The 20,122-nt window shown below is 62.7% G+C and carries 22 protein-coding genes; 10 read left to right on the top strand and 12 right to left on the bottom strand.

The window, feature by feature from the left end; genetic code table 11:
- Positions 1–115 precede the first annotated feature (115 nt).
- From SAZ10_RS05685 to SAZ10_RS05705, 5 genes are all read right to left on the bottom strand, one after another.
- A complete protein-coding gene (locus tag SAZ10_RS05685) occupies positions 116–1,603 on the bottom strand; it encodes a replicative DNA helicase (RefSeq protein WP_318608214.1) in 1,488 nt (495 codons plus the stop codon).
- Positions 1,604–1,805: 202 nt separating this feature from the next.
- Complete coding sequence (locus SAZ10_RS05690; RefSeq protein WP_318608215.1) at positions 1,806–2,780, bottom strand: small ribosomal subunit Rsm22 family protein; 975 nt, start codon at positions 2,778–2,780, stop codon at positions 1,806–1,808.
- 2 nt (positions 2,781–2,782) lie between these two features.
- Positions 2,783–3,106 (bottom strand): YnfA family protein, encoded by a 324-nt coding sequence (locus tag SAZ10_RS05695; protein WP_318608216.1) that lies wholly within the window; start codon positions 3,104–3,106, stop codon positions 2,783–2,785.
- 115 nt (positions 3,107–3,221) lie between these two features.
- Positions 3,222–4,634: an ATP-binding protein gene (locus SAZ10_RS05700; RefSeq protein ID WP_318608217.1), complete on the bottom strand. Its 1,413-nt coding sequence runs from the start codon at positions 4,632–4,634 to the stop codon at positions 3,222–3,224.
- Positions 4,631–5,347 (bottom strand): response regulator transcription factor, encoded by a 717-nt coding sequence (locus SAZ10_RS05705; RefSeq protein ID WP_318608218.1) that lies wholly within the window; start codon positions 5,345–5,347, stop codon positions 4,631–4,633. Before SAZ10_RS05705 ends, SAZ10_RS05700 begins: the two co-directional genes overlap by 4 nt.
- Before the next feature lie 160 nt (positions 5,348–5,507).
- Here SAZ10_RS05705 and SAZ10_RS05710 point away from each other — a divergent pair, with 160 nt between their 5' ends.
- The 3 genes from SAZ10_RS05710 to SAZ10_RS05720 all read left to right on the top strand — a co-directional run bounded on the left by SAZ10_RS05710 (position 5,508) and on the right by SAZ10_RS05720 (position 7,139).
- Complete coding sequence (locus SAZ10_RS05710) at positions 5,508–5,939, top strand: hypothetical protein (RefSeq protein WP_318608219.1); 432 nt, start codon at positions 5,508–5,510, stop codon at positions 5,937–5,939.
- 45 nt (positions 5,940–5,984) lie between these two features.
- Positions 5,985–6,206 (top strand): hypothetical protein, encoded by a 222-nt coding sequence (locus SAZ10_RS05715; RefSeq protein ID WP_318608220.1) that lies wholly within the window; start codon positions 5,985–5,987, stop codon positions 6,204–6,206.
- Positions 6,207–6,914: 708 nt separating this feature from the next.
- On the top strand, positions 6,915–7,139 hold the full coding sequence (locus SAZ10_RS05720) for a hypothetical protein (RefSeq protein ID WP_318608221.1): 225 nt from the start codon (positions 6,915–6,917) through the stop codon (positions 7,137–7,139).
- Positions 7,140–7,292: 153 nt separating this feature from the next.
- Here SAZ10_RS05720 and SAZ10_RS05725 read toward each other — a convergent pair whose 3' ends face one another.
- From SAZ10_RS05725 to rpsF, 4 genes are all read right to left on the bottom strand, one after another.
- Positions 7,293–8,603 carry a cyclopropane-fatty-acyl-phospholipid synthase family protein gene (locus tag SAZ10_RS05725; protein ID WP_318608222.1) on the bottom strand — a complete coding sequence of 437 codons (1,311 nt, stop codon included), beginning with the start codon at positions 8,601–8,603 and terminating at the stop codon, positions 7,293–7,295.
- A gap of 132 nt (positions 8,604–8,735) precedes the next feature.
- On the bottom strand, positions 8,736–9,320 hold the full coding sequence (rplI, locus tag SAZ10_RS05730; RefSeq protein WP_318608223.1) for a 50S ribosomal protein L9: 585 nt from the start codon (positions 9,318–9,320) through the stop codon (positions 8,736–8,738).
- Positions 9,321–9,524: 204 nt separating this feature from the next.
- Positions 9,525–9,773 carry a 30S ribosomal protein S18 gene (gene rpsR / locus SAZ10_RS05735; RefSeq protein WP_318608224.1) on the bottom strand — a complete coding sequence of 83 codons (249 nt, stop codon included), beginning with the start codon at positions 9,771–9,773 and terminating at the stop codon, positions 9,525–9,527.
- Positions 9,773–10,258, bottom strand: coding sequence for a 30S ribosomal protein S6 (rpsF, locus tag SAZ10_RS05740; RefSeq protein ID WP_318608225.1), 486 nt, complete (start codon positions 10,256–10,258; stop codon positions 9,773–9,775). The genes rpsR and rpsF overlap by 1 nt, the downstream gene beginning before the upstream one ends.
- A 452-nt stretch (positions 10,259–10,710) precedes the next feature.
- Between rpsF and fabD the strand changes: the two genes are divergently transcribed.
- The 7 genes from fabD to gmk all read left to right on the top strand — a co-directional run bounded on the left by fabD (position 10,711) and on the right by gmk (position 17,170).
- Positions 10,711–11,655, top strand: coding sequence for an ACP S-malonyltransferase (fabD, locus tag SAZ10_RS05745; protein WP_318608226.1), 945 nt, complete (start codon positions 10,711–10,713; stop codon positions 11,653–11,655).
- A 51-nt stretch (positions 11,656–11,706) separates the two neighbouring features.
- Entirely contained in the window at positions 11,707–12,444 is a 738-nt protein-coding gene (gene fabG, locus SAZ10_RS05750) for a 3-oxoacyl-[acyl-carrier-protein] reductase (RefSeq protein ID WP_318608227.1), read from the top strand.
- Between the two features lie 192 nt (positions 12,445–12,636).
- On the top strand, positions 12,637–12,873 hold the full coding sequence (locus SAZ10_RS05755) for an acyl carrier protein (protein WP_318608228.1): 237 nt from the start codon (positions 12,637–12,639) through the stop codon (positions 12,871–12,873).
- Positions 12,874–12,913: 40 nt separating this feature from the next.
- A complete protein-coding gene (gene fabF / locus SAZ10_RS05760; RefSeq protein WP_318608230.1) occupies positions 12,914–14,176 on the top strand; it encodes a beta-ketoacyl-ACP synthase II in 1,263 nt (420 codons plus the stop codon).
- A 233-nt stretch (positions 14,177–14,409) separates the two neighbouring features.
- On the top strand, positions 14,410–15,600 hold the full coding sequence (gene mltG / locus SAZ10_RS05765; protein ID WP_318608231.1) for an endolytic transglycosylase MltG: 1,191 nt from the start codon (positions 14,410–14,412) through the stop codon (positions 15,598–15,600).
- A gap of 24 nt (positions 15,601–15,624) precedes the next feature.
- Positions 15,625–16,512: a YicC/YloC family endoribonuclease gene (locus SAZ10_RS05770; RefSeq protein WP_318608232.1), complete on the top strand. Its 888-nt coding sequence runs from the start codon at positions 15,625–15,627 to the stop codon at positions 16,510–16,512.
- Position 16,513: 1 nt separating this feature from the next.
- The gene (gmk, locus tag SAZ10_RS05775; RefSeq protein WP_318608233.1) at positions 16,514–17,170 is read left to right on the top strand and encodes a guanylate kinase; all 657 of its coding nucleotides are present in this window, start codon (positions 16,514–16,516) and stop codon (positions 17,168–17,170) included.
- Between the two features lie 94 nt (positions 17,171–17,264).
- On the opposite strand, the gene rsmA is transcribed toward gmk, so the two are convergent.
- The 3 genes from rsmA to SAZ10_RS05790 are packed head-to-tail and all read right to left on the bottom strand — an operon-like array spanning position 17,265 to position 20,068.
- On the bottom strand, positions 17,265–18,101 hold the full coding sequence (gene rsmA, locus SAZ10_RS05780; protein WP_318608234.1) for a 16S rRNA (adenine(1518)-N(6)/adenine(1519)-N(6))-dimethyltransferase RsmA: 837 nt from the start codon (positions 18,099–18,101) through the stop codon (positions 17,265–17,267).
- Positions 18,098–19,114, bottom strand: coding sequence for a 4-hydroxythreonine-4-phosphate dehydrogenase PdxA (pdxA, locus tag SAZ10_RS05785; protein ID WP_318608235.1), 1,017 nt, complete (start codon positions 19,112–19,114; stop codon positions 18,098–18,100). Before pdxA ends, rsmA begins: the two co-directional genes overlap by 4 nt.
- 9 nt (positions 19,115–19,123) lie before the next feature.
- Positions 19,124–20,068, bottom strand: coding sequence for a peptidylprolyl isomerase (locus tag SAZ10_RS05790; RefSeq protein ID WP_318608236.1), 945 nt, complete (start codon positions 20,066–20,068; stop codon positions 19,124–19,126).
- Positions 20,069–20,122 lie beyond the last annotated feature (54 nt).

Here is a 20,122-nt window from a genome sequence, read left to right on the forward strand (position 1 = left end):
CGCCGAAGAAAGCGGCAGTCTAATCTCCCCCCTTGTGGGGGAGATGTCCGGTAGGACAGAGGGGGGCGCTGTCCCGCCAGCCTCTCCCGCAGAAATTCCGATACTGGCCGCCAACTTACTCAAACCTGTCCGGCAAATGACTATCCTCCGCAAGGTCGAAGAAGCGCGTGTATTCGCCCTGGAAGCCCATCATGACCGTGCCGGTAGGCCCGTGGCGCTGCTTGCCGATGATCACTTCGGCCTTGCCCTGCATCTCCCGCATCTTGTCTTCCCACGCCAGATGCTCGGGTGTGTTGCGCTCCGGCTCTTTGTTCTTGAGGTAGTATTCGTCGCGGTAGACGAACATCACCACGTCGGCGTCCTGCTCGATAGAGCCCGATTCACGCAGGTCCGAAAGCTGCGGACGCTTGTCGTCGCGGTTCTCGACCTGGCGGGAGAGCTGAGAGAGCGCGATGATCGGCACCGCCAGTTCCTTGGCCAGCGCCTTGAGGCCGGTCGTGATCTCGGTGATTTCCTGGACGCGATTTTCCCCCGCTTTCTTAGCTCCGGTCATCAGCTGGATATAGTCGATGATGATGAGGTCCAGTCCGCGCTGCCGCTTCAGGCGTCGGGCGCGGGCCGAAAGCTGAGCGATAGAGATACCGCCGGTCTGGTCGATGAACAGCGGGCGTTTCTGGTTTTCCTGCGTATAGGCAACGAGCTTGTGGAAATCGGCTTCGGTCAGGTCTCCGCGCCTGATCTTCGACGACGGGATTTCGGTCTGCTCCGAGATGATACGGGTGGCAAGCTGCTCGGCCGACATTTCGAGTGAAAAGAAGCCGACGACACCGCCATTCGCTGCCTTGAAGGAGCCATCGGCCTGCTGGGCCGGTTGATAGGCGGCGGCAATATTGTAGGCAATGTTCGTGGCGAGTGAGGTTTTGCCCATGCCGGGACGGCCCGCCAAAACGATCAGGTCTGAAGGCTGCAACCCGCCCATGCGCTGGTCCAGATCATGAAACCCGGTCGATATGCCCGATAGTCCGCCGTCACGCTGATAGGCGGCGCTGGCCATGTCGACCGCGGTCTTGATGGCGTCGGAAAAGCTCTCGAAGCCGCCGTCATAGCGGCCGGTCTCGGCCAGCTCGAAGAGCCTGCGCTCGGCGTCCTCGATTTGCTCCGACGGCGACATGTCGACCGGCGCGTCATAGGCGATGTTGACCATATCCTCGCCGACCGTGATCAGCGCACGTCGTGTGGCGAGGTCGTAGATCGCCCGGCCATAATCGCCCGCGTTGATGACGGTGACGGCTTCGGCCGCCAGGCGCGCGAGATAGTGAGTGACCGTCATGTCGCCGACCTTCTCGTCGGCCGGCAGGAAGGTCTTGATCGTTACCGGATTGGCAAGCTTGCCCATGCGGACGAGCTCGCCTGCGACCTCATAGATCTTGCGGTGCAGCGGTTCGTAGAAATGTGAGGACTTCAGGAAATCCGAGACGCGATAGAAGGCATCGTTGTTTACCAGGATTGCCCCGAGCAGCGCCTGCTCCGCCTCGATATTGTTTGGCGCCTCGCGGTAGAGCGGCGTCTCCGCCGCAGCGATCTTGCGCAATGCCTCTGCCATGACTTCCCCGTCTCGTATCCCCGATTTGCAGTATCACCTGAGCTGGCAGCCGGTTAAAGAATCGCCGTGCCGTGCACACGATTCACAGCACGTCAGGCTCGTCCACAAGAGACAAAAACCCGACCCGCGATTCCGTTTGACTGCGCCTTTTGCGCGACTCAGTTTGTTGAAGAACATATCAGGAACGTTTATGTGCCTGCAATCAGCGGCCAGGCAGGAATATGTCGCCCCAGTCGAGGCGTCGTGCCTGCTTGTAGACCGCGCCCTCCCGCTTGCTCATCGCCAGTTCGCTTGCCGTCCCGTCGCTATGACAAAGCTTCAGCGTCACGCGCCCTGTTGCGGAACGCGGTGGCGCGAGCACACGTGCCCCTGGCGGGGCGGCGGGCATGCGCGAAGCTGTTAAATAGATGAACTTTTCGTCCTCCCAGGGCACGTCGCCTAATTTCGCCAATCTGTGCAGCCGCGAGCGGGCGACACGCCGGGCGAAATGGCACCAGTCGGGCGCTTTCAACGGACAGGGCGCCTCATGCGGGCAGGGCGCGACCAGGCGCGCACCGAGCTCCACGAGTTGCCGTCGCGCCTCGAGGATGCGGCCCCATCCGGCCGGCGTGCCCGGCTCTACGATCAGAAGCACACCGGCCGTCAACTCCCATAACCGCTCGACGAGCGGTCCGATCGCAGCTGGCGGAAGTTCGTCCAATACATAGGCGATCGTCACAAGATCGGCTGCGCTCAGCGTCGGAAACGCGCCGGCGAGGTCGGCCGTGATCCATTGCGCGTGCGGTAACGGCGCATCCGACATCAGCTCCTCTCCTGCCTTCCGCACCGCTGTGCTGGCCTCTACCAGCGCGGCTTGCTCGAGCCCGGGCCAGCAATTGGCTGCCGCCCAAAGCGCCGACCCCGGACCCGCGCCTATGTCGAGGAGCGATTTGGGCCCGAACTCAGGCAAGGCCTCCGACAGACCGCCCATGGCTGCCCTGATCGCCGCGTAAGTGGCCGGCAGGCGTGTCGCCAGATAGGCTTTGACGGCGAACTCGTCCGCCAGATGCAGCTTGCCGTCCCGCATCTCGGCTCGGTAACGCCGAGACAAAAGCTCGGCCGAATGCCGCAGTTCGGCGATCGGCACGCCTTCCAGCATCCGGTCGATGCCCTGCCTCAGAAAGGACGGCAGCTCCATGCCTATGCACCGCGCGGAGCCAGCAGGATCACGGACGCTCCGACAAGGCAGATAGCAGCGCCGACGACATCGAATCGATCGGGCCGGATACCTTCGGCCGCCCAGAGCCAGACTAGTGACGCGGCGATGTATATGCCGCCATAAGCGGCAAAAGCGCGGCCCGCAGCATTTGTCCCGGCGAATGTGAGCAGCCAGGCAAAGACGATCAGCGACAGGATGCCCGGCACGAGCCAAAGCACCGTCTTGTCCAGCCGCCACCAGGCCCAGAAAGCGAAGCAGCCTGCAATTTCTGCAGCCGCCGCCGTGGCGAAGACCAAGTAGGTCATGCGGATCAACCCAGGAATAACTGAACAAGCAGGGGCCGATCTCTGCCCCTCATGGCCGAGCTACCGATAGACGCAGTTGTGAGAATTGCAACCGCAGGGGCGACGGGCGCGCGCCTCAAGCCGCGCGCGGCAGGCGCAGTTCGGTCTTCAAGCCGCCTTCTTGCTTGTTGGAAAGCCTGATTTCACCGCCCAGCCCCCGTGCAATGTTCCGGGCGATGGTGAGGCCCAGTCCAAGGCCCCCGGTCTGACGGTTACGCGACTTGTCGATCCGCACGAACGGGCGGAAGACCGAATCCAGCTCGGCCTCGGGAATGCCAGGCCCTTCGTCGAGCAGGGTCAGGACGATTTCCCGCTCCGACTGCGCAAGGCTGAGCCGCACTCGCTTGCCGTAAGTGATCGCATTCTCGATCAGGTTCGTTATGCAGCGCTTCAAGGCAACCGGGCGAGCCGAGCAGATCATGCTGCGCGATTTCGGCGGAGGCCCGTCGAAAGAGGCGGCCGCATAGGCGTCGGCGATCGAATACACGAGCGATCCGAAATCGATTCGCTCCGGCTCCTCCTCCACGACCTCCATCGTTGCGAAGTCGACGACCGAGCGGGCGATCGATTCGATTTCGCCGATGTCATGGGAAAGCGCGTTGCGCAGCGCCGGTTGCTTGATGTTCTCCATCCTCAGCCGCATCCGGGTGAGGGGCGTGCGCAGATCATGTGCCAGCGCCGCGGCCAGCTGCTCGCGATCCTCGACATATTCGCGGAGCTTGGACTGCATGGCATTGACTGCCTTCGCCGCGGAACGGTACTCCCGACTGCCCTGCTCCGATACCGGAGGGCTCTTGATATCGCTGCCGATCCTTTTCACAGCCTCCTCCATGAGCCGGTAGGGAGCGGTGAGACGGCGAATCGACCAGATCGACATGACCAGGACGAGGGCCCCGATTGCCCCATAGAGCGGGAGGCTCTCTTCGTTGAGGAGCGGTTGCACAGGCGTCACCGGCGTCGTGAAGTTCAACCATTGTCCATCGGCAAACTGAATGGACGCTGTCAGTTTTTCGCTCTGGGCGAAATTCGCAGCCAACGACAGCAGCTGGCGTTCGACGTCGCCGATGTCGGGATCCTCCGCGGTCTGGCGTATCCTGGCGCCCGGCGGGCTGGGCGGGTCGCGACGCACGCGAGCGTCTATCACGCCAAATTTCGCCAGGCGCCCCGTCATGACGTCTTCCAGCTCGGCAAGTGTATCGTCAGAGGCGATCGGTGATGTGACGACCGGATCGTCGGAAATCACGAGTGCATAGCTGGAGTTGGATAGGGCAGCTGCGATCGTTTTGCGTTCTGTTTCGTTTGGGGCTGCCGACAGCAGCTGGATCAGCGAAAATGCGCGTTCGTTGACGTGGTAGAGCTCGAGGATGTCGTTCGCGGTCTGGCGGTCATGCGAAACAATTGCGAACGTGCCGATCTGCCACATCAGCAGGCCGCCGATCACGATGATCAGGACCCAGCCTGGCAGGGTTTGCGGTAGCAGGCGCCTCATTCGGATACGACCTCCGGGACGAATTGATATCCGCCGCCACGTATGGTCCGGATCAGCTTCGGGGTGCGCGGGTTGTCTTCCATCTTCCGTCGTAGCCTGCTGATCAGGATGTCGACGCTGCGGTCGTAGCTGTATCCGGTGTCGCCGCCGGCGAGCTCTATCAGCTGATCGCGCGTCAGCACCCGCTGCGCGCTCCTGACGAAGGCCTGGAGGAGGTTGAACTCGGCATTGGTCAGCTCGACACGGACCTTGTCCGGCGCCATGAGACGGCGGCGGGCGCAATCGAGCGTCCAGCCGGCAAAACCGTAGATCTGCGGGGCCGTCCTGGCTGCGGTCGAAGCTGGATCGAAGCGACGCAGCACCGCCCGGATGCGCGCCAGAAGTTCTCGCGGATCGAACGGTTTCGGGACGTAGTCGTCCGCGCCGATCTCAAGCCCGACGACGCGGTCGGTCGTCTCGGTCACGGCCGTGAGCATGATGATGGGCACTGGCGAGTGGGCTCGAAGCTCGCGGCAGAGATCGAAGCCATTGGCGTCAGGCAGCATGACATCGAGGACAACGACATCGATCGGCTTGCGCCGGATCACGGCGCGCATCTCGTCGCCGTCTCCGGCCACAGAGACGCTCAATCCCCTTTTCTGGAAAAAATCAGTCAGGAGAGTCCGGGTTTCGGTGTCGTCGTCGACGATTAGAATATGTGCATCGGATTTCACGCGGGACCTCGCGCACCGCTATTAAAGCATGATCCCGAAAAGTTGCAGACTTTTCGGACAAGATCATGCGACGAAACAACGAGTTAGAGCCAGGATGAATGACACCGCTCGAATTCATTCTGCTCTAACGGCGCCGGCAAATTAGAGCTAAGCGGCGTTTATGGCCAGTGCCGCGCGCGGCCGCTACAAGCCAGAAACAAAATTCAACAAACCGGAAAAATTCGGGAAAAGCCACGCGGCCATAAGTGTCGGGCGGTCGCCGGATGGCAGGCGCCGTCTCGCACCGGGGATGCCGATGCATCGTGGTCTAGTCGACTGTGGGTTTGCAATGCTGACGGCCGCTTTGATCGCGGCCAGCAGCGCGCCGTCCCTCACGAAAGACCTGATCACCCCGGCAGAGCGTTGCAGCAGGCTGAGCCGGCAGGTCGACGACGCCATCAAGGCAAAAGCCGCGGACAAGCAGGTCGCCGCGGTGAGCGTGCTTCAGAAGAGGGGGGTCCGGCTGTGTGCGCAAGACAAGCGGGCACAGGGAATCCGGAGCCTTGCGAAAGCTCTGAAGCTGCTCGGAGTGAAGCCGATCGACATCGATTGAACCAACTCCATGGCCCGCTGAAACTAGCATGACAGGAAACAGACCATGACCAAATCGTTGCTCGCAGCCCTCAGCCTGGCCCTTGGGATCGCCTTCTCGGCACCACTTCTCGCGACCACCAGCGCCAGTGCCCAGGGGACCAGCACCATGCAGAACGGGACCCAGACGACACACCCGACCACCACGAAGCACACGAAGAAGAAGAAGAAGCACACCACCTCCTCCGCGGCCCCCAGCACGACCACGAAGAAGAAGACGTCGTCCTGACGGAAGCGGCGCGGAGCGCTTTCATTACAAAGACCGTGTCGGGCCACGGCGGCCCGCACGGTTTTCTGTGCTTGGTCGGGAGCGGACCTTAGGTCTGTGAACATTCGCGTCAGGCCGGGATCATGCGAATGTCCACATACTTTCGTCCATTCCCGATCTTATAGGCGTCGGCGCTTCAGAAGATCGAAAAGATTTGCTTCGGCGGGAGGCCGGACGAGGACGGGAGGGCAGAACCTGGGCAGCACCCGATCGCCGCCGCTACAAAGCGGAAACAAAATTCAACAAATCGGAAAAACTCAGGAAAAGCCACACGGCCATAACGGTCGGGCGGTCGCCGGATGGCAGGCGTCCGTCTCGCACCGGGGACGCCGATGGATCGGGCTCTTGTCGATTGTGGGATTGCAATGCTGCCGATCGCTTCGGTCGCGGCCGGCAGCGCCCTCCCTCGCCGAGGTCACGATCACCCCTGCGGAGCGTTGCTGCCGGCTGAGCCGGCAGTCGACAGCGCCAACAAAGCAAATGCCGCGGACAAGCAGGTCGCCGCGGCGAGCGTGCTTCAGAAACAACGCGTCCGGCTGTGCCCGGGACAAACGGGCACAGGGAATCCGGGACCTCGCGAAAGCTCTGAAGCTACTCGGAGCGAAGCCGATCGACAGTGATTGAACCAGCTCTATGGCCCGCTGAACCTACCATGACAGGAACGAGTCCATGACAAAATCATTGCTCGCAGCTCTCAGCCTTGCCCTCGCGGTCGCCTTCTCGGCACCACTTCTCGCGACCACGAGCGCGAATGCCCAAACCACCCCGCAGGCTACCCCCCAGCCGAACACTTCCGGTGCCGGCACGAACCCGCATCGTCACAAGAAACCGCACCCGCGGACCGGGAAGCACACCTCCTCCTCCACCGCGAAGAAGAAGACGACGACGGGCTGACGGAAGCGGCGCGCAGCGCCTTCATGACAGAGGCCGTGTCGGGCTACGGCGGCCCACACGGTTCTTCGTGCGTCGTCGCAGCGGGCCGAGAGTAGAGTGCGAACGAGCGGCTCACCAGGCCCGCAGACGGTAAGCCGACGCTAACCGAACTCTTCAGTCTGCGACTTTGCGCCTGCGCCCCGGCTTGGCTTCCGCGGCGGGCTTGGGGTCGACCTTGGTCTCGACGGGCTGATGTCCCATCTCGTGGAGCGCGAGCGCCTTCTCGCATTTCTCCATGTAGCCCCGCGTCATCGGCAGCGTGTCGTTGCGGCGCGTAAGCTGTATCTGGAAATTCATCATATCCTGCCAGCGGAATGCCGCTTCGGAGCCTGACAGGTAGAATTCCCACATCCGGCAGAAGCGCTCGTCATAGATCGCCTTGGCCTTGTCGCGATTGGCCATGAAGCGTTCGCGCCAGTTCTTCAGCGTCTCGGCGTAGTGGAGGCGCAGAATCTCGATGTCGCCGGTCATGAGCCCGGCTTTCTCGACCGCCGGCATCACCTCCGAAATTGCAGGGATGTAACCGCCCGGGAAGATGTATTTGCGGATGAAGGCTGCCGTAGCTGAAGGCGGCCCGAATCGGCCGATCGAATGCAGCAGCATCACGCCGTCCGGTTTGAGCAGCGTCGCGATCTTGTCGAAGAATGTGTGGTAGTGGTTCACGCCGACATGCTCGAACATGCCGACCGACACGATCCGGTCGAACCTTTCGGACAGGTGCCGGTAGTCCTTGATCTCGAAATGAACGCGATGCTCGAGCCCTTCCGCTTGGGCGCGCTCGGTGGCGACCGCATGCTGTTCGGTGGACAGAGTGACGCCGAGCACGTCAACGTCGAAGTTGCGGGCGAGGTAGAGCGCAAGCCCGCCCCAGCCGCATCCGATATCGAGGATCGTCTGGCGGGGCTTGATCTGCAGTTTCGCCGCGATGTGCCGCTTCTTGGCGAGCTGCGCCTCCTCAAGCGTCATGTCGGGCCGCTCGAAATAGGCGCAGGAATACTGCATATCCTTGTCCAGGAAGAGCTTGTAGAGCTCTCCAGACAGGTCATAATGCCTCTGAACGTTGCGCCTTGACCGAGCTGTCGTGTTGAGCTGATGCACGCGACGCACCGCATAGCGCAGGCTCTCCGCCGCCCTTGCCAACCTCTGGTCGAACACGCCGGATGGGCCGGTGTTGACGTAGACAACCTGCAGGAGCTGCAGCACGTCGCCCTCGAGGAAGTCGAGATCGCCGTTCATGTAGGCTTCGGGGACGGCAAGCGACGGGTTGAGCACGATCGAGCGCTCGGCGCGCGCGCTGTTGATTCGCAGGTGCACCGGAGCGCCGCTGCCGTCGCCGAATGCGTGGACGACGCCGTTGGCGGTTGTGAGGCGCAGATTGCCCTTGCGGATAATTTTCCTGATCAAACGCAGCAAGAAAGAGGTCATGGCTCGGCATCAATTCGAAAGCAGACCCCTCATTATGCGACAAACAGTAGCGGGCTGAAAAGTTCTCCCTGGCATAAAAAAGCCCGGATCATTCGACCCGGGCTTTGGTCCACTTATTGGTCCAGGGGGAGTTCAGGCGTTCTCCTCGCCTTCCTCCTGCTCCGCATTCGGGTCGAAGAAGGTGTCCGGCCGCGCGTTCTCGTTAATGTCCTCGCCGTAGATCGCCTCGGCGGTCGTGAGCGTTTCGCCGCGTGCCTGCCGCTCTGCCTCTTCGGCCGAGCGGGCGATGTTCAGCGTAATCGTCACCTCGACCTCGGGATGCAGCGCGATCGCAATGTTGACGAGGCCGATCGACTTGATCGGCTGGTTGAGCTCGACCTGATTGCGGCCGACGGTGAAGCCCTCGGCGGTCAGGATATCCGAGATGTCACGCGTCGAGACCGAGCCGTAGAGCTGACCAGTCTCGCCGGCCGAGCGCACGACGACGAAGTTCTTGCCGTCGAGCTGTTCGGCGACCTTTGCGGCCTCCGACTTGCGCTCGAGGTTGCGCGCCTCGAGTTGCGCCCGCTGGCCTTCGAACTTCTGCTTGTTCGCGTCGTTGGCGCGCAGTGCCTTGCCTTGCGGGAGAAGGAAGTTGCGAGCGTAGCCGTCCTTGACCTTGACGGTCTCTCCCATCTGGCCGAGGCGGGAAATGCGTTCGAGAAGAATGACTTCCATCGTTCTGTTCCTTTCATGGTGGACCGCGATCGATCCAAATTTGGAACAGGCAGGAAGCAGAGCGCCATGCGCTTTCGGTCGCTGTCCTGCCTGAGGCAGTTAGGGCATCCAGTTCAGGCTGAACGCCCAACTCGGGATTTCAATTACCCGGCCGCGCCCGTCGCGGCAGGGTGGCGCGGGCGGCTAGCCGCCCGCCGCCGGAACTTATCGCACCACGTAGGGCAGAAGGCCGAGGAAGCGGGCGCGCTTGATCGCCGCGGCGAGTTCGCGCTGCTTCTTCTGGCTAACCGCGGTGATGCGCGACGGCACGATCTTACCGCGCTCGGAAATGTAGCGCTGCAGCAGGCGCACGTCCTTGTAGTCGATCTTCGGCGCGTTGGCGCCGGAGAAAGGACAAGTCTTGCGACGGCGATGGAACGGCCGGCGGGTCGGGATCTGGTTGATGTCGACCATTATTCTGCACTCCCTTCAGCACCCTCGCGAGGGCGGCGCGGGCCACGGTCGCCACGATCACCGCCTTCGCGATCGCCGAAGCTGCGCGGGCCGCGGTCACGGTCGCCAAAGCGCGGACGGTCGCCACGGTCGCCGAAGCCCCGGTCGCCGCGCTCGTCGCGGTCGCGCTTCTGCAGCATCGCTGACGGACCTTCCTCGTGAGCGTCGACCTTGACGGTGAGGAAGCGCAGCACGTCTTCCGAAAGGCTCTGTTGCCGCTCCATCTCATTGAGCGCCTTCGCCGGCGCGTCGAGATCCATGAGGGTGTAATAAGCCTTGCGATTCTTCTTGATACGATAGGTGAGGGACTTCAGCCCCCAATTCTCGACCCGGCCAACCTTGCCGCCATTCGCCTCGACGACGCCCTTGTAATGCTGGACAAGGTCGTCGACCTGCTGCTGCGTCAGATCCTGACGGGCGAGAAACACATGTTCATATAGTGCCATTCTCTGCCTTTCTTTGTTTCTCTACCGGTTCCGGCGGCTAAGCCTCTGCGACTTCTTCTGACCCATGCCTTCGAAAAATCGAGGACGGGAAGAAAGGCGCATTCCGAGACGGTCGAGAGCGGAGACACGGGAGGCGGAAGACCTTCTGGCTTCACGACGAACCAACCAAAAGCTTGGCGGGCCCGGCCCTCCGTTCAGCCCCCAGCTGGGACCGGCAGATTGCGGCGGCTGATACAAGGGAAATGCAGAAATGGCAAGGGCGCCCCTTCTGCGCCCTTTGCCACAGTGCTAGCGCGAAACTATCTGATGACGTTCAGGAATGTGCAATGCATGCTCGCTCCCGGTGGTCTGCAGCCGGGCAATCGAATAGGAGTGGGCAGGGCACGGAGCCTTGACACCCGCGCGTGCGGGCGTCACACGGCGCTCGAACGACAACTCGCAGGAGTTTCCAGGTGGCCATTGCATTTACCTTTCCGGGGCAGGGCAGCCAGTCTGTGGGCATGGGTAAGGACCTTGCCGACACTTTTCCCGAGGCCCGGCGGGTCTTCGAAGAGGTTGACGACGCGCTCGGCGAGAAGCTTTCGAAGGTGATCTGGGAAGGGCCGGAGGATGTCCTCACCTTGACCGCGAATGCCCAGCCCGCGCTTATGGCCGTGTCGCTTGCGGCTTTCCGCGCTTTGGAAGCCCGTGGGTTTCAGCCGAAAGGCAAGGTCGCCTACTTTGCCGGCCATTCGCTGGGTGAATATTCCGCGCTCGCAGCCGCGGGCACGTTCTCGATAGCCGACACGGCTCGTCTCTTGCGCACGCGCGGCAACGCCATGCAGCAGGCTGTGCCGGTCGGGGAGGGGGCGATGGCGGCGATCATCGGCCTCGATCAGGCCGAAGTCGAGGCTGCCTGCGCCGAAGCGGCGAAGGGGTCGGTTTGCCAGATCGCCAACGACAATGGTGGCGGACAGCTCGTGATCTCGGGCGCAAAACCGGCGGTGGAGCATGCCGCACGTCTCTGCACTGAGAAGGGCGCCAAGCGCGCCATCATGCTGCCCGTCTCAGCGCCCTTCCATTCAGCCCTGATGCAGCCTGCGGCCGACGTCATGCGGGACGCGCTGGCGGCGGTGAGGAAGTCCGCGCCCATGATTCCAGTCGTCGCCAATGTTTCGGTTCAGCCGCTGAGCGAGCCCGAGGAGATCGCGGCAAAGCTGGTCGAGCAGGTTACAGGCCGCGTACGCTGGCGCGAGACGGTCGAATGGTTTGCCGGCAACGGCGTCGGGACGCTCTACGAAATCGGCGCGGGAAAGGTTCTTTCCGGCCTAGCAAGGCGAATCAACCGTGATGTCGCGACGGCGGCGGTGGGGAGTCCCGCCGAAGTCGAAGCGGCAGTGGCGGCGCTCGGCAAGTGATACGAAACATCCGGAAATGCGTTCGCCGGCTTCTATTTGAAAGGTTCAGACATGTTCGATCTCACCGGACGTAAGGCGCTGGTCACTGGCGCATCGGGAGGCATCGGCGAGGCTATTGCACGCGCCCTCCACGCCCAGGGTGCGACCGTCGGCCTGCATGGCACGCGCGTGGAGAAGCTCGAAACGCTGGCGGGCGAACTCGGCAGCCGTACCAAGATATTTCCGGCCGACCTCTCGAAGCGCGACGAAGTGAAGGCGCTTGGTCAGAAGGCGGAAGCCGAGCTCGAAGGCGTCGATATCCTGGTCAACAATGCGGGTATCACCAAGGACGGCTTGTTCGTCAGGATGTCGGACGAGGACTGGGATTCCGTGCTCGAAGTCAACCTCGCTGCCATGTTCCGGCTTACCCGCGAGCTGACGCATCCGATGATGAGGCGGCGCTTCGGACGCATAATCAATATTACCTCGGTGGTCGCAGTCACCGGCAATCCGGGCCAGGTGAATTACTGCGCCTCCAAGGCCGGCATGATCGGTTTTTCCAAGTCGTTGGCGCAGGAGATCGCCAGCCGCAATATCACCGTGAACTGCGTTGCGCCGGGCTTTATAGAGTCCGCAATGACGGACAAGCTCAACGACAAACGGAAAGAGACGATCATGGCCGCGATCCCGGCAAAGCGCATGGGAACGGGCGCCGAGGTTGCTTCCGCTGTTATCTATCTCGCCTCCAACGAGGCCAGCTACGTGACCGGCCAGACGCTGCACGTCAATGGCGGCATGGCGATGATCTGACGAAGCCTGTTAAGTCGGCGTTTTCGCCTTGGACACAGGCAAATTTTCGTGTAATGCGCCTGCGACCCGCCTGCGGAAAGCAGAATTGCAGGTAACTCCTCGCGTCTCGCGGGGAACATGTTTCACCTTGATCGGCGGCTTTCCGGCCGTTAACTGAAATTAGCAAACCGACGAAATTACGAGGATGCCCACATGAGCGATACCGCAGAGCGCGTCAAAAAGATCGTTGTCGAGCATCTTGGAGTGGATGCCGATAAGGTGACTGAGTCTGCGAGCTTCATCGACGATCTTGGCGCGGACAGCCTCGATACCGTCGAGCTCGTGATGGCGTTCGAAGAAGAATTCGGCGTCGAGATCCCGGACGACGCGGCCGAGACGATCCTCACCGTCGGTGACGCGGTCAAGTATATAGAGAAGGCTTCGGCCTGATCCCCGTAAGTTGCAATGCGCAAGTCCGAGAAGGCTTGGCATGAGACGCGTCGTCGTCACAGGGATTGGTCTGGTTTCCCCGTTTGGCATGGGTGCGGAGCACAGCTGGAAGGAGCTGCTCAGCGGCCGTAGTGCTGCGCGCCGAGTCGATCAGTTCGATGTTGAGGATCTGCCCTGCAAGATCGCGCACGTAATCCCGCGTGGCGACGGCAGCGGCGGAACCTTCAATCCAGAAGCTGTCCTGGAACCCAAGGAACTGCGCAAGATCGGCGATTTCATCCTCTATGGGATTGCCGCTGCCGACGAAGCCTTGGCCGATGCCGGCTGGAAGCCGGAGACTGAGGCCGATCGCAACGCGACCGGCGTCATGATCGGCTCCGGAATCGGCGGGATAGAAGGGATCTCCGAAAACGCCCTCATCCTGAAGGAGCGCGGGCCGCGCCGCATCAGCCCATTCTTCATTCCGGGCAATATCATCAACCTGGTCTCGGGCCAGGTTTCGATTCGCCATAAGCTGAAGGGGCCCAATCACGCGGTCGTCACTGCCTGCTCTACTGGCGCTCATGCGATCGGCGATGCGGCTCGGCTGATCATCTTCGGCGATGCCGACGTGATGGTCGCGGGCGGCACCGAGGCCCCGATCAATCGGCTTTCGCTGGCCGGCTTTGCCGCATGCCGCGCATTGTCGACGGACCGCAACGACACCCCTGAGAAGGCCTCGCGACCCTATGATCGCGACCGTGACGGTTTCGTCATGGGCGAGGGCGCCGGCGTCCTCGTCCTGGAGGAACTGGAGCACGCCAGGGCGCGTGGCGCGAAGATCTATGCCGAGGTGACCGGCTATGGTCTTACAGGCGACGCCTACCACATCACCGCCCCGGCCGAAGATGGCGACGGCGCGTATCGCTGCATGGTCGCGGCGTTGAAGCGGGCGGGCCTTACGGCTTCCGACATCGACTACATCAACGCGCACGGCACCTCGACGATGGCCGACACGATCGAGCTTGCCGCCGTCGAGCGGCTGGTCGGCAATGCCGCTTCGAAGATATCGATGTCCTCGACCAAGTCGTCGATCGGGCACCTGCTTGGTGCGGCTGGAGCTGCGGAGGCGATCTTCTCGATCCTTGCCATTCGTGACAACGTCGCTCCGGCCACCATCAACCTCGAGAATCCCGAGCGCGAAACGGCCATCGATCTCGTGCCCATCAAGCCGCGCCAGCGCCAGATCGATGTGGCGCTCTCCAACTCGTTCGGCTTCGGCGGAACCAACGCCTGCTTGATCTTCCAGCGCTATGATGCTTGAGGTGCGCTTGGTCGCGCACCTCGGGGCCGAGTGAGAGGCGTACCGCGATTTTTGCCATATTCGCAACTAACGTGGGGGCGGGGCTTAAAGCATCGGGTCGAACCGAAGGACCGCGTCAGCGAAAAGTGCCAAGCGGTATTCGGACAAGTCCGATGCTAGACAAAGAAATAGAGCGGTGAAGGCGATTCCGGTCTCGTTCGCGGCTCTAAGCGAAGCGGGCGAGCGGTGACGATATGAATACGAGTCCTCCGAACTCGGGTGAATTTGGTCAACGGCCTAGCCAGCCTGGGCTAATCGTTCCGAAGACTGCAAACGAGGCGCTCCGGCCGGAGGCCGGAACTCCGCCGCCGCGGCGTTCGCGCAGGTCGCACAACCAGATCATCGTTTTTCTCAATTTCCTGATGACGTTGCTGGTCTTCATCGTGCTTGCCGGCGGCGTCCTTGCCTATCTCGGCAAGCGAGAATTCGAATCGCCCGGGCCGACAACTACCGCCTCGACGATCCTCATCAAGCCCAACACCGGTGTTCAGGAGATCGCGGAACTGCTCGAGCGGCGGGGACTGATCAGCGACTCGCGCGTGTTCTGGCTGGGCGTCGGCGCCTACCGCAGCGACGGCCAGCTCAAGGCGGGCGAATACGAGATCAAGGCCGGGGCTTCCATGCATGAGATCATGGACATCCTGAAGAGCGGCAAGTCGATCCTCTATTCGCTGACGATTCCCGAAGGACTGACGGTTGAGCAGGCGTTCGAGCGGATCGCGCAGCATGACGTGCTCTCCGGCGACATGCCACCACTGCCGCCCGAAGGAAGCATCGCGACGGACACGTTGCGGTTTACCCGTGGCGCGACACGCCAGGACATCGTCAAGAAGCTGCTGGCCGACCAGAAGAAGCTGGTCGACGATATCTGGGAGCGCCGCTCTCCGGACCTGCCGATCTCGACGGTCGATGAGTTCGTGACGCTCGCATCCATAGTTGAGAAGGAGACCGGCATCGCCGAAGAGCGCTCCCGCGTCGCGGCTGTTTTCCTCAACCGCTTGAAGAAACACATGCGGCTGCAGTCTGATCCGACCATCATCTATGGCCTGTTCGGCGGCAAGGGAAAGCCTGCAGACCGCGCGCTGTACCAGTCGGATATCGACAAGCCGACGCCTTACAATACGTATCAGATCGATGGCTTGCCGCCGACGCCGATTGCCAATCCGGGTCGCGCAGCCCTCGAAGCGGTTGCCAATCCGTCCAAGACCAACGATCTTTACTTCGTTGCAGATGGAACGGGCGGCCACGTGTTCGCGGCAACGCTCCAGGAGCACAATGAGAACGTGGCACGCTACCGCAAGTTTCAGAAGAAGCAGGCTGAGGCGGCCAAGGCAGCTGGCGAAAACGCGACGCCGGGCGACGGCGCGAGCGACACCGCCCAGTGAAGGCGGCACACGGGGGTTTGGGCCATGGCATTGCAGAGTATGACAGGCTTCGCGCGGGCCGGCGCGGAGCTGAGGGGCGCGGCCATTGCCTGGGAGGTGAGGTCCGTCAACGGCAAGGGCCTTGAGGTGCGGACCCGATTCCCGCCCGGTTTCGAGCGGATCGAGCAGCCGGCAAGGCAGGCAGTCCAGAGGCGGTTCTCGCGCGGCAATGTGCAGGCCACGCTCGCAGTCGTTCACGCCGGCATCGGGGCGCAGCCGGTAGTCAATGAGGAGTTCCTGAAGGACCTTGCCGGACTTGCGAAGCGGCTCGTCGAGCAGTTCGACGTGAGGCCGCCGAGCGCCGACGGCCTGCTCGCATTGCGAGGCGTGCTCGAGCCCCCGGAGATCCTGGAAACCGACGATGAGCGTGCCGCTTCGGACGCCGTGATCCTTTCGGCGCTCGACACGGCGCTTGCTGGATTGGAGCAGGCGCGCGCGTCCGAGGGCGAAGCGCTGGCAACGGTGCTGCGCAGCCACCTCGATCGAATTGAGGCCCTGACCGGCCAGGCGGAGGCCGACCCGTCGCGCGAGGTCGCAGCGATCCGCCAGCGTCTTGCCGAGCAGGTGCGCCTGCTGCTCGACAGCGCCAACGGGCTCGACGAAACCAGGCTCAACACGGAAGCGGCGCTGTTGGCGACCAAGGCCGACGTGCGCGAGGAAATCGACCGGCTGAAAGCGCATATTGCTTCGGCGCGCGCTCTTCTCGACGGTGGCGGCCCTGTCGGCCGCAAGCTCGATTTCCTTTCACAGGAATTCAACCGCGAATCGAATACACTGTGCGCGAAGTCGAGCGCGGCGTCGCTGACAGCCACCGGGCTGGAGCTGAAGGCCGTTGTCGACCAGTTCCGCGAGCAGGTACAGAATCTGGAATAGCATGAACGCCGAGACAGTCCCTTCCGCGGTCCGCCGACGCGGCATCATGCTCGTTCTGTCGTCGCCTTCGGGCGCCGGCAAGTCTACGATCGCCCGCAACCTGCTCGAATCCGATCCGTCACTGGAGCTTTCGGTGAGTGTCACCACGCGCGCACGGCGTGGCAGCGAGATCGACGGTGTCCACTATCACTTCCTGAGCATGCGCGAGTTCGAGCGGCTGCGCGATTCGGATGCACTGCTCGAATGGGCGGAGGTCCACGGCAATTTCTACGGCACGCCGCGCGAACCCGCGGAAGCGGCGATGGCCGACGGCCGGGACATGCTGTTCGACATCGACTGGCAGGGCGCCAAGCAGCTCAGCGAGAAGATGCGCGCCGACATCGTCTCGATCTTCATCCTGCCGCCGTCGATGACGGAGCTGAAATCAAGGTTGCAGCGGCGAGCGGAGGATTCGGCGAAGACGATCGAGACGCGCCTGCACAATGCCCGCAGCGAACTGGAGCACTGGCGCGAATACGACTATGTCGTCATCAACGACGATCTCGATCGGGCTTTCTCCGCAGTGAGGGCGATCGTCACTGCGGAGCGGCTGCGGCGCGACCGCAGGCCCGGTCTGTTCGACTTCGTCTCGCGGCTCCTCGACGAGAGGACCGAGTAGGCAGGCGCGGGGGCCGGTCTGGTATTCTCCACCCGCGCACCTGCTTGGATGCGGCTCTCCCTTTCGGCGGGAGAAGAAGAAACTGTGCCCAGTGCTACCAGTCCCCGGCGCTAACGGCATTGGCCAACGCCACGAATTCGGCAATGCTCAGTGTCTCGGCCCGACGTGTCGGGTCGATGCCGGTAGCCTGTAGCAGACGTTCGCCGCCAAGGGATTTCAAGCTTTGCCGCAACATCTTGCGGCGCTGGCCGAAAGCAGCTTCGGTGACGCGGCCGATGACACGAACGTCAGCATTCAGCGGCGAGATGCGAGGTATGAGATTGACGACCGATGAAGTGACCTTGGGAGGCGGCGTGAAGGCCTGGGGCGGCACGTCGAAGGCAATTCGTGCCTGGGTTCGCCAGCCAGCGAGCACGCCCAGCCGGCCGTAAGCTTGGCTGCCGGGTTCAGCCACGATTCGCTCGGCGACTTCGCGCTGGAACATCAGCGTCATCGACATGTAAAAGGGTGGCCAGTCCGCGAGGCTCAGCCAGCGCACGAGCAGTTCGGTGCCGATATTGTAGGGCAGGTTGGCGACGATCCGAGCCGGCCCATCCGACGCAAGCGCGGCGAAATCGGCCTTCAGCGCATCGCCTGCCATCACCTCGAGCCGACCGGGATAGTGCCCGGCGATTTCGGCAAGCGCGTCAAGGCAGCGCTCGTCGCGCTCGATGGCAACGACCTTGCGGGCACCGTGGGCGAGCAGCGCACGCGTCAGCCCGCCGGGACCTGGCCCGACTTCGATGATGGTAGCCAAAGTGAGATCACCGGCGGCCCTCGCGATCTTCCCGGTCAGGTTGAGGTCGAGAAGGAAGTTCTGGCCGAGTGACTTCTTGGCGGCCAGGCCGTGACGCTCAATGACTTCGCGCAGCGGCGGCAGCCCGTCGCTCATGCTGCGGCATGTTCTGCGGCGGCGAGCCTTGCGGCGAGCTTCAGCGCAGCGATCAGGCTGTCCGGCCGCGCCTTGCCCGTTCCGGCGATGTCGAAGGCGGTGCCGTGGTCGGGGGAGGTGCGTATGAAAGGCAGGCCGAGCGTCACGTTGACCGTCTCGTCAAAAGCGAGTGTCTTCACCGGAATCAGTGCCTGATCATGATACATGCAGATTGCCGCATCATACGTGGCCCGCGCCCGCTCATGGAACATGGTATCGGCAGGAAGCGGCCCCGTTGCCTTGATACCTTCGGCATTCAGTGCCGCCACTGCCGGCTTGACCACGCGAATGTCTTCCGCGCCCATCGCGCCATCCTCGCCGGCATGCGGGTTGAGGCCGGCGACCGCCAGCCTCGGGCTGGCGATTGCGAAACGGCAGCGCAGATCCGCTGCGACGACGCGGGCCGTCGAGACGATCAGGTCCGTGGTCAAAAGGGGCGGCACTTCCGAGAGCGGCACATGGATGGTGACGGGAACGGTGCGCAGAGCAGGGCCGGCAAGCATCATCACGGGAAGATAGGTCTCGCCCGTTTCCTGCTCGGCAAGGTAACCGAGAAACTCCGTATGTCCCGGAAAGCGGAACCCGGCATCATAAAGCGACTTCTTGGCGATCGGGTTCGTCACCATGCCTGCAGCGCGGCCGCGGAAGCAGTCGTCGACTGCACGCTCGATTGATTCCGTGATGCCGGCCGCGTTCGCCGCATCGGGTCGTCCCGGGCTCTCCAGCAGGGTGTTTGTCAGCGGAACGACCGGGAGCGCGCGCCGGAATTCGGCTGCCGTGCCGCTTGGCTCAACTTCGGCGACGGGCAGAGTGACGCCGACCGCCGCCGCACGCGCGACAAGCTGAGCCGGGTCGCCCAGAACATAGAAGGGAGGGCAGTCGCGGCCAAGCCATGCCCTGATGGCTAGTTCCGGGCCGATGCCCGAGGGATCGCCGATGGTGACGGCAATCGGCAATGCGGTGTGGGACGGCACGCCGGGCTTTCAACGTTCGACGATTTTCGCTTTGCTGCGCAACTCGCCGAGATACTTAGTGGAGAGCTCCTCGCCCTTCTTGTTGCCGTCCTTGTTTTCCTCGCTCTGGAACACCATCTGGGCGACACGGTCGTCTGAGACTTCGCGGCTCGAGCAGACGCCGACGAATTCAATGCCGCGCTCGGTCTCGCGCACATTCGTCGCTTTCCCGGGCTGTGTGGACTTGATCATATCGGCCCATTCAGTCGGCAGCTGCGGCGCCAACAGACGCGGAAGATCCTTGACGGTGACGTCGATCAGTCCCTTGGCAAATTGCCGGGTTGTCTCGCAGCTCGTGAAGCGCTGACGCATGGCCTCGGCCTCGCGCTTGCGCTGGCCGAGCTTAGCTTTGTCCGAAGCCGGCACGACGAAGATCACTTGCTGCAGCAGATACTCGGTCGCTGTCGGCTTTGCGCCGCCCTGCTGGAGCATGCGCCGTGCCACGTCCTGTTCGGTCATTCCGCCGCCTTCGGCACGGTAGCGGGATGCAACAAGCTGCGACCAGCCCATCTGCACGCGGATGAACTCCTTGAAATGCGAGGCGGTCACGCCGGCGCGGTCGAGGATGTCCGAGAGCTGCTTGGCCGTCATCTTGTTCGAGGCTGCGAACTTGGCGAACGAACTGTCCACTGCAGCCTTGGATATGTTGATGTTGCGGCGCGCCATCTCTTGCGACTTCAGCGCCTGATCGACCATGTCGTCGGCGGCAAGTTTCGGCGATGCGCCGGGTCTGTGTTGCAGCTTCATGAACGCCGCACGCTTCTGAATGTCGTAGCTGGTGATGGCCTGATTATTGACCACGTACTTGATTTCACTCGCCTGTGCAGGCGCGGTCATCGCGGCCAGGCAAAGGGGAGCGGTGGTCAGCAGCGTCGCAAATCCCGCTGCGACGAGACGCTTCGTCAGCGGCTTCATGGCTTCATGTCCTCCTGAGAGGGATTTCCATCCTCGATGGCTCCATGCGGAGCG

Source organism: Mesorhizobium sp. BAC0120 (assembly GCF_033542235.1).
GTDB lineage: Bacteria > Pseudomonadota > Alphaproteobacteria > Rhizobiales > Rhizobiaceae > JAWRCU01.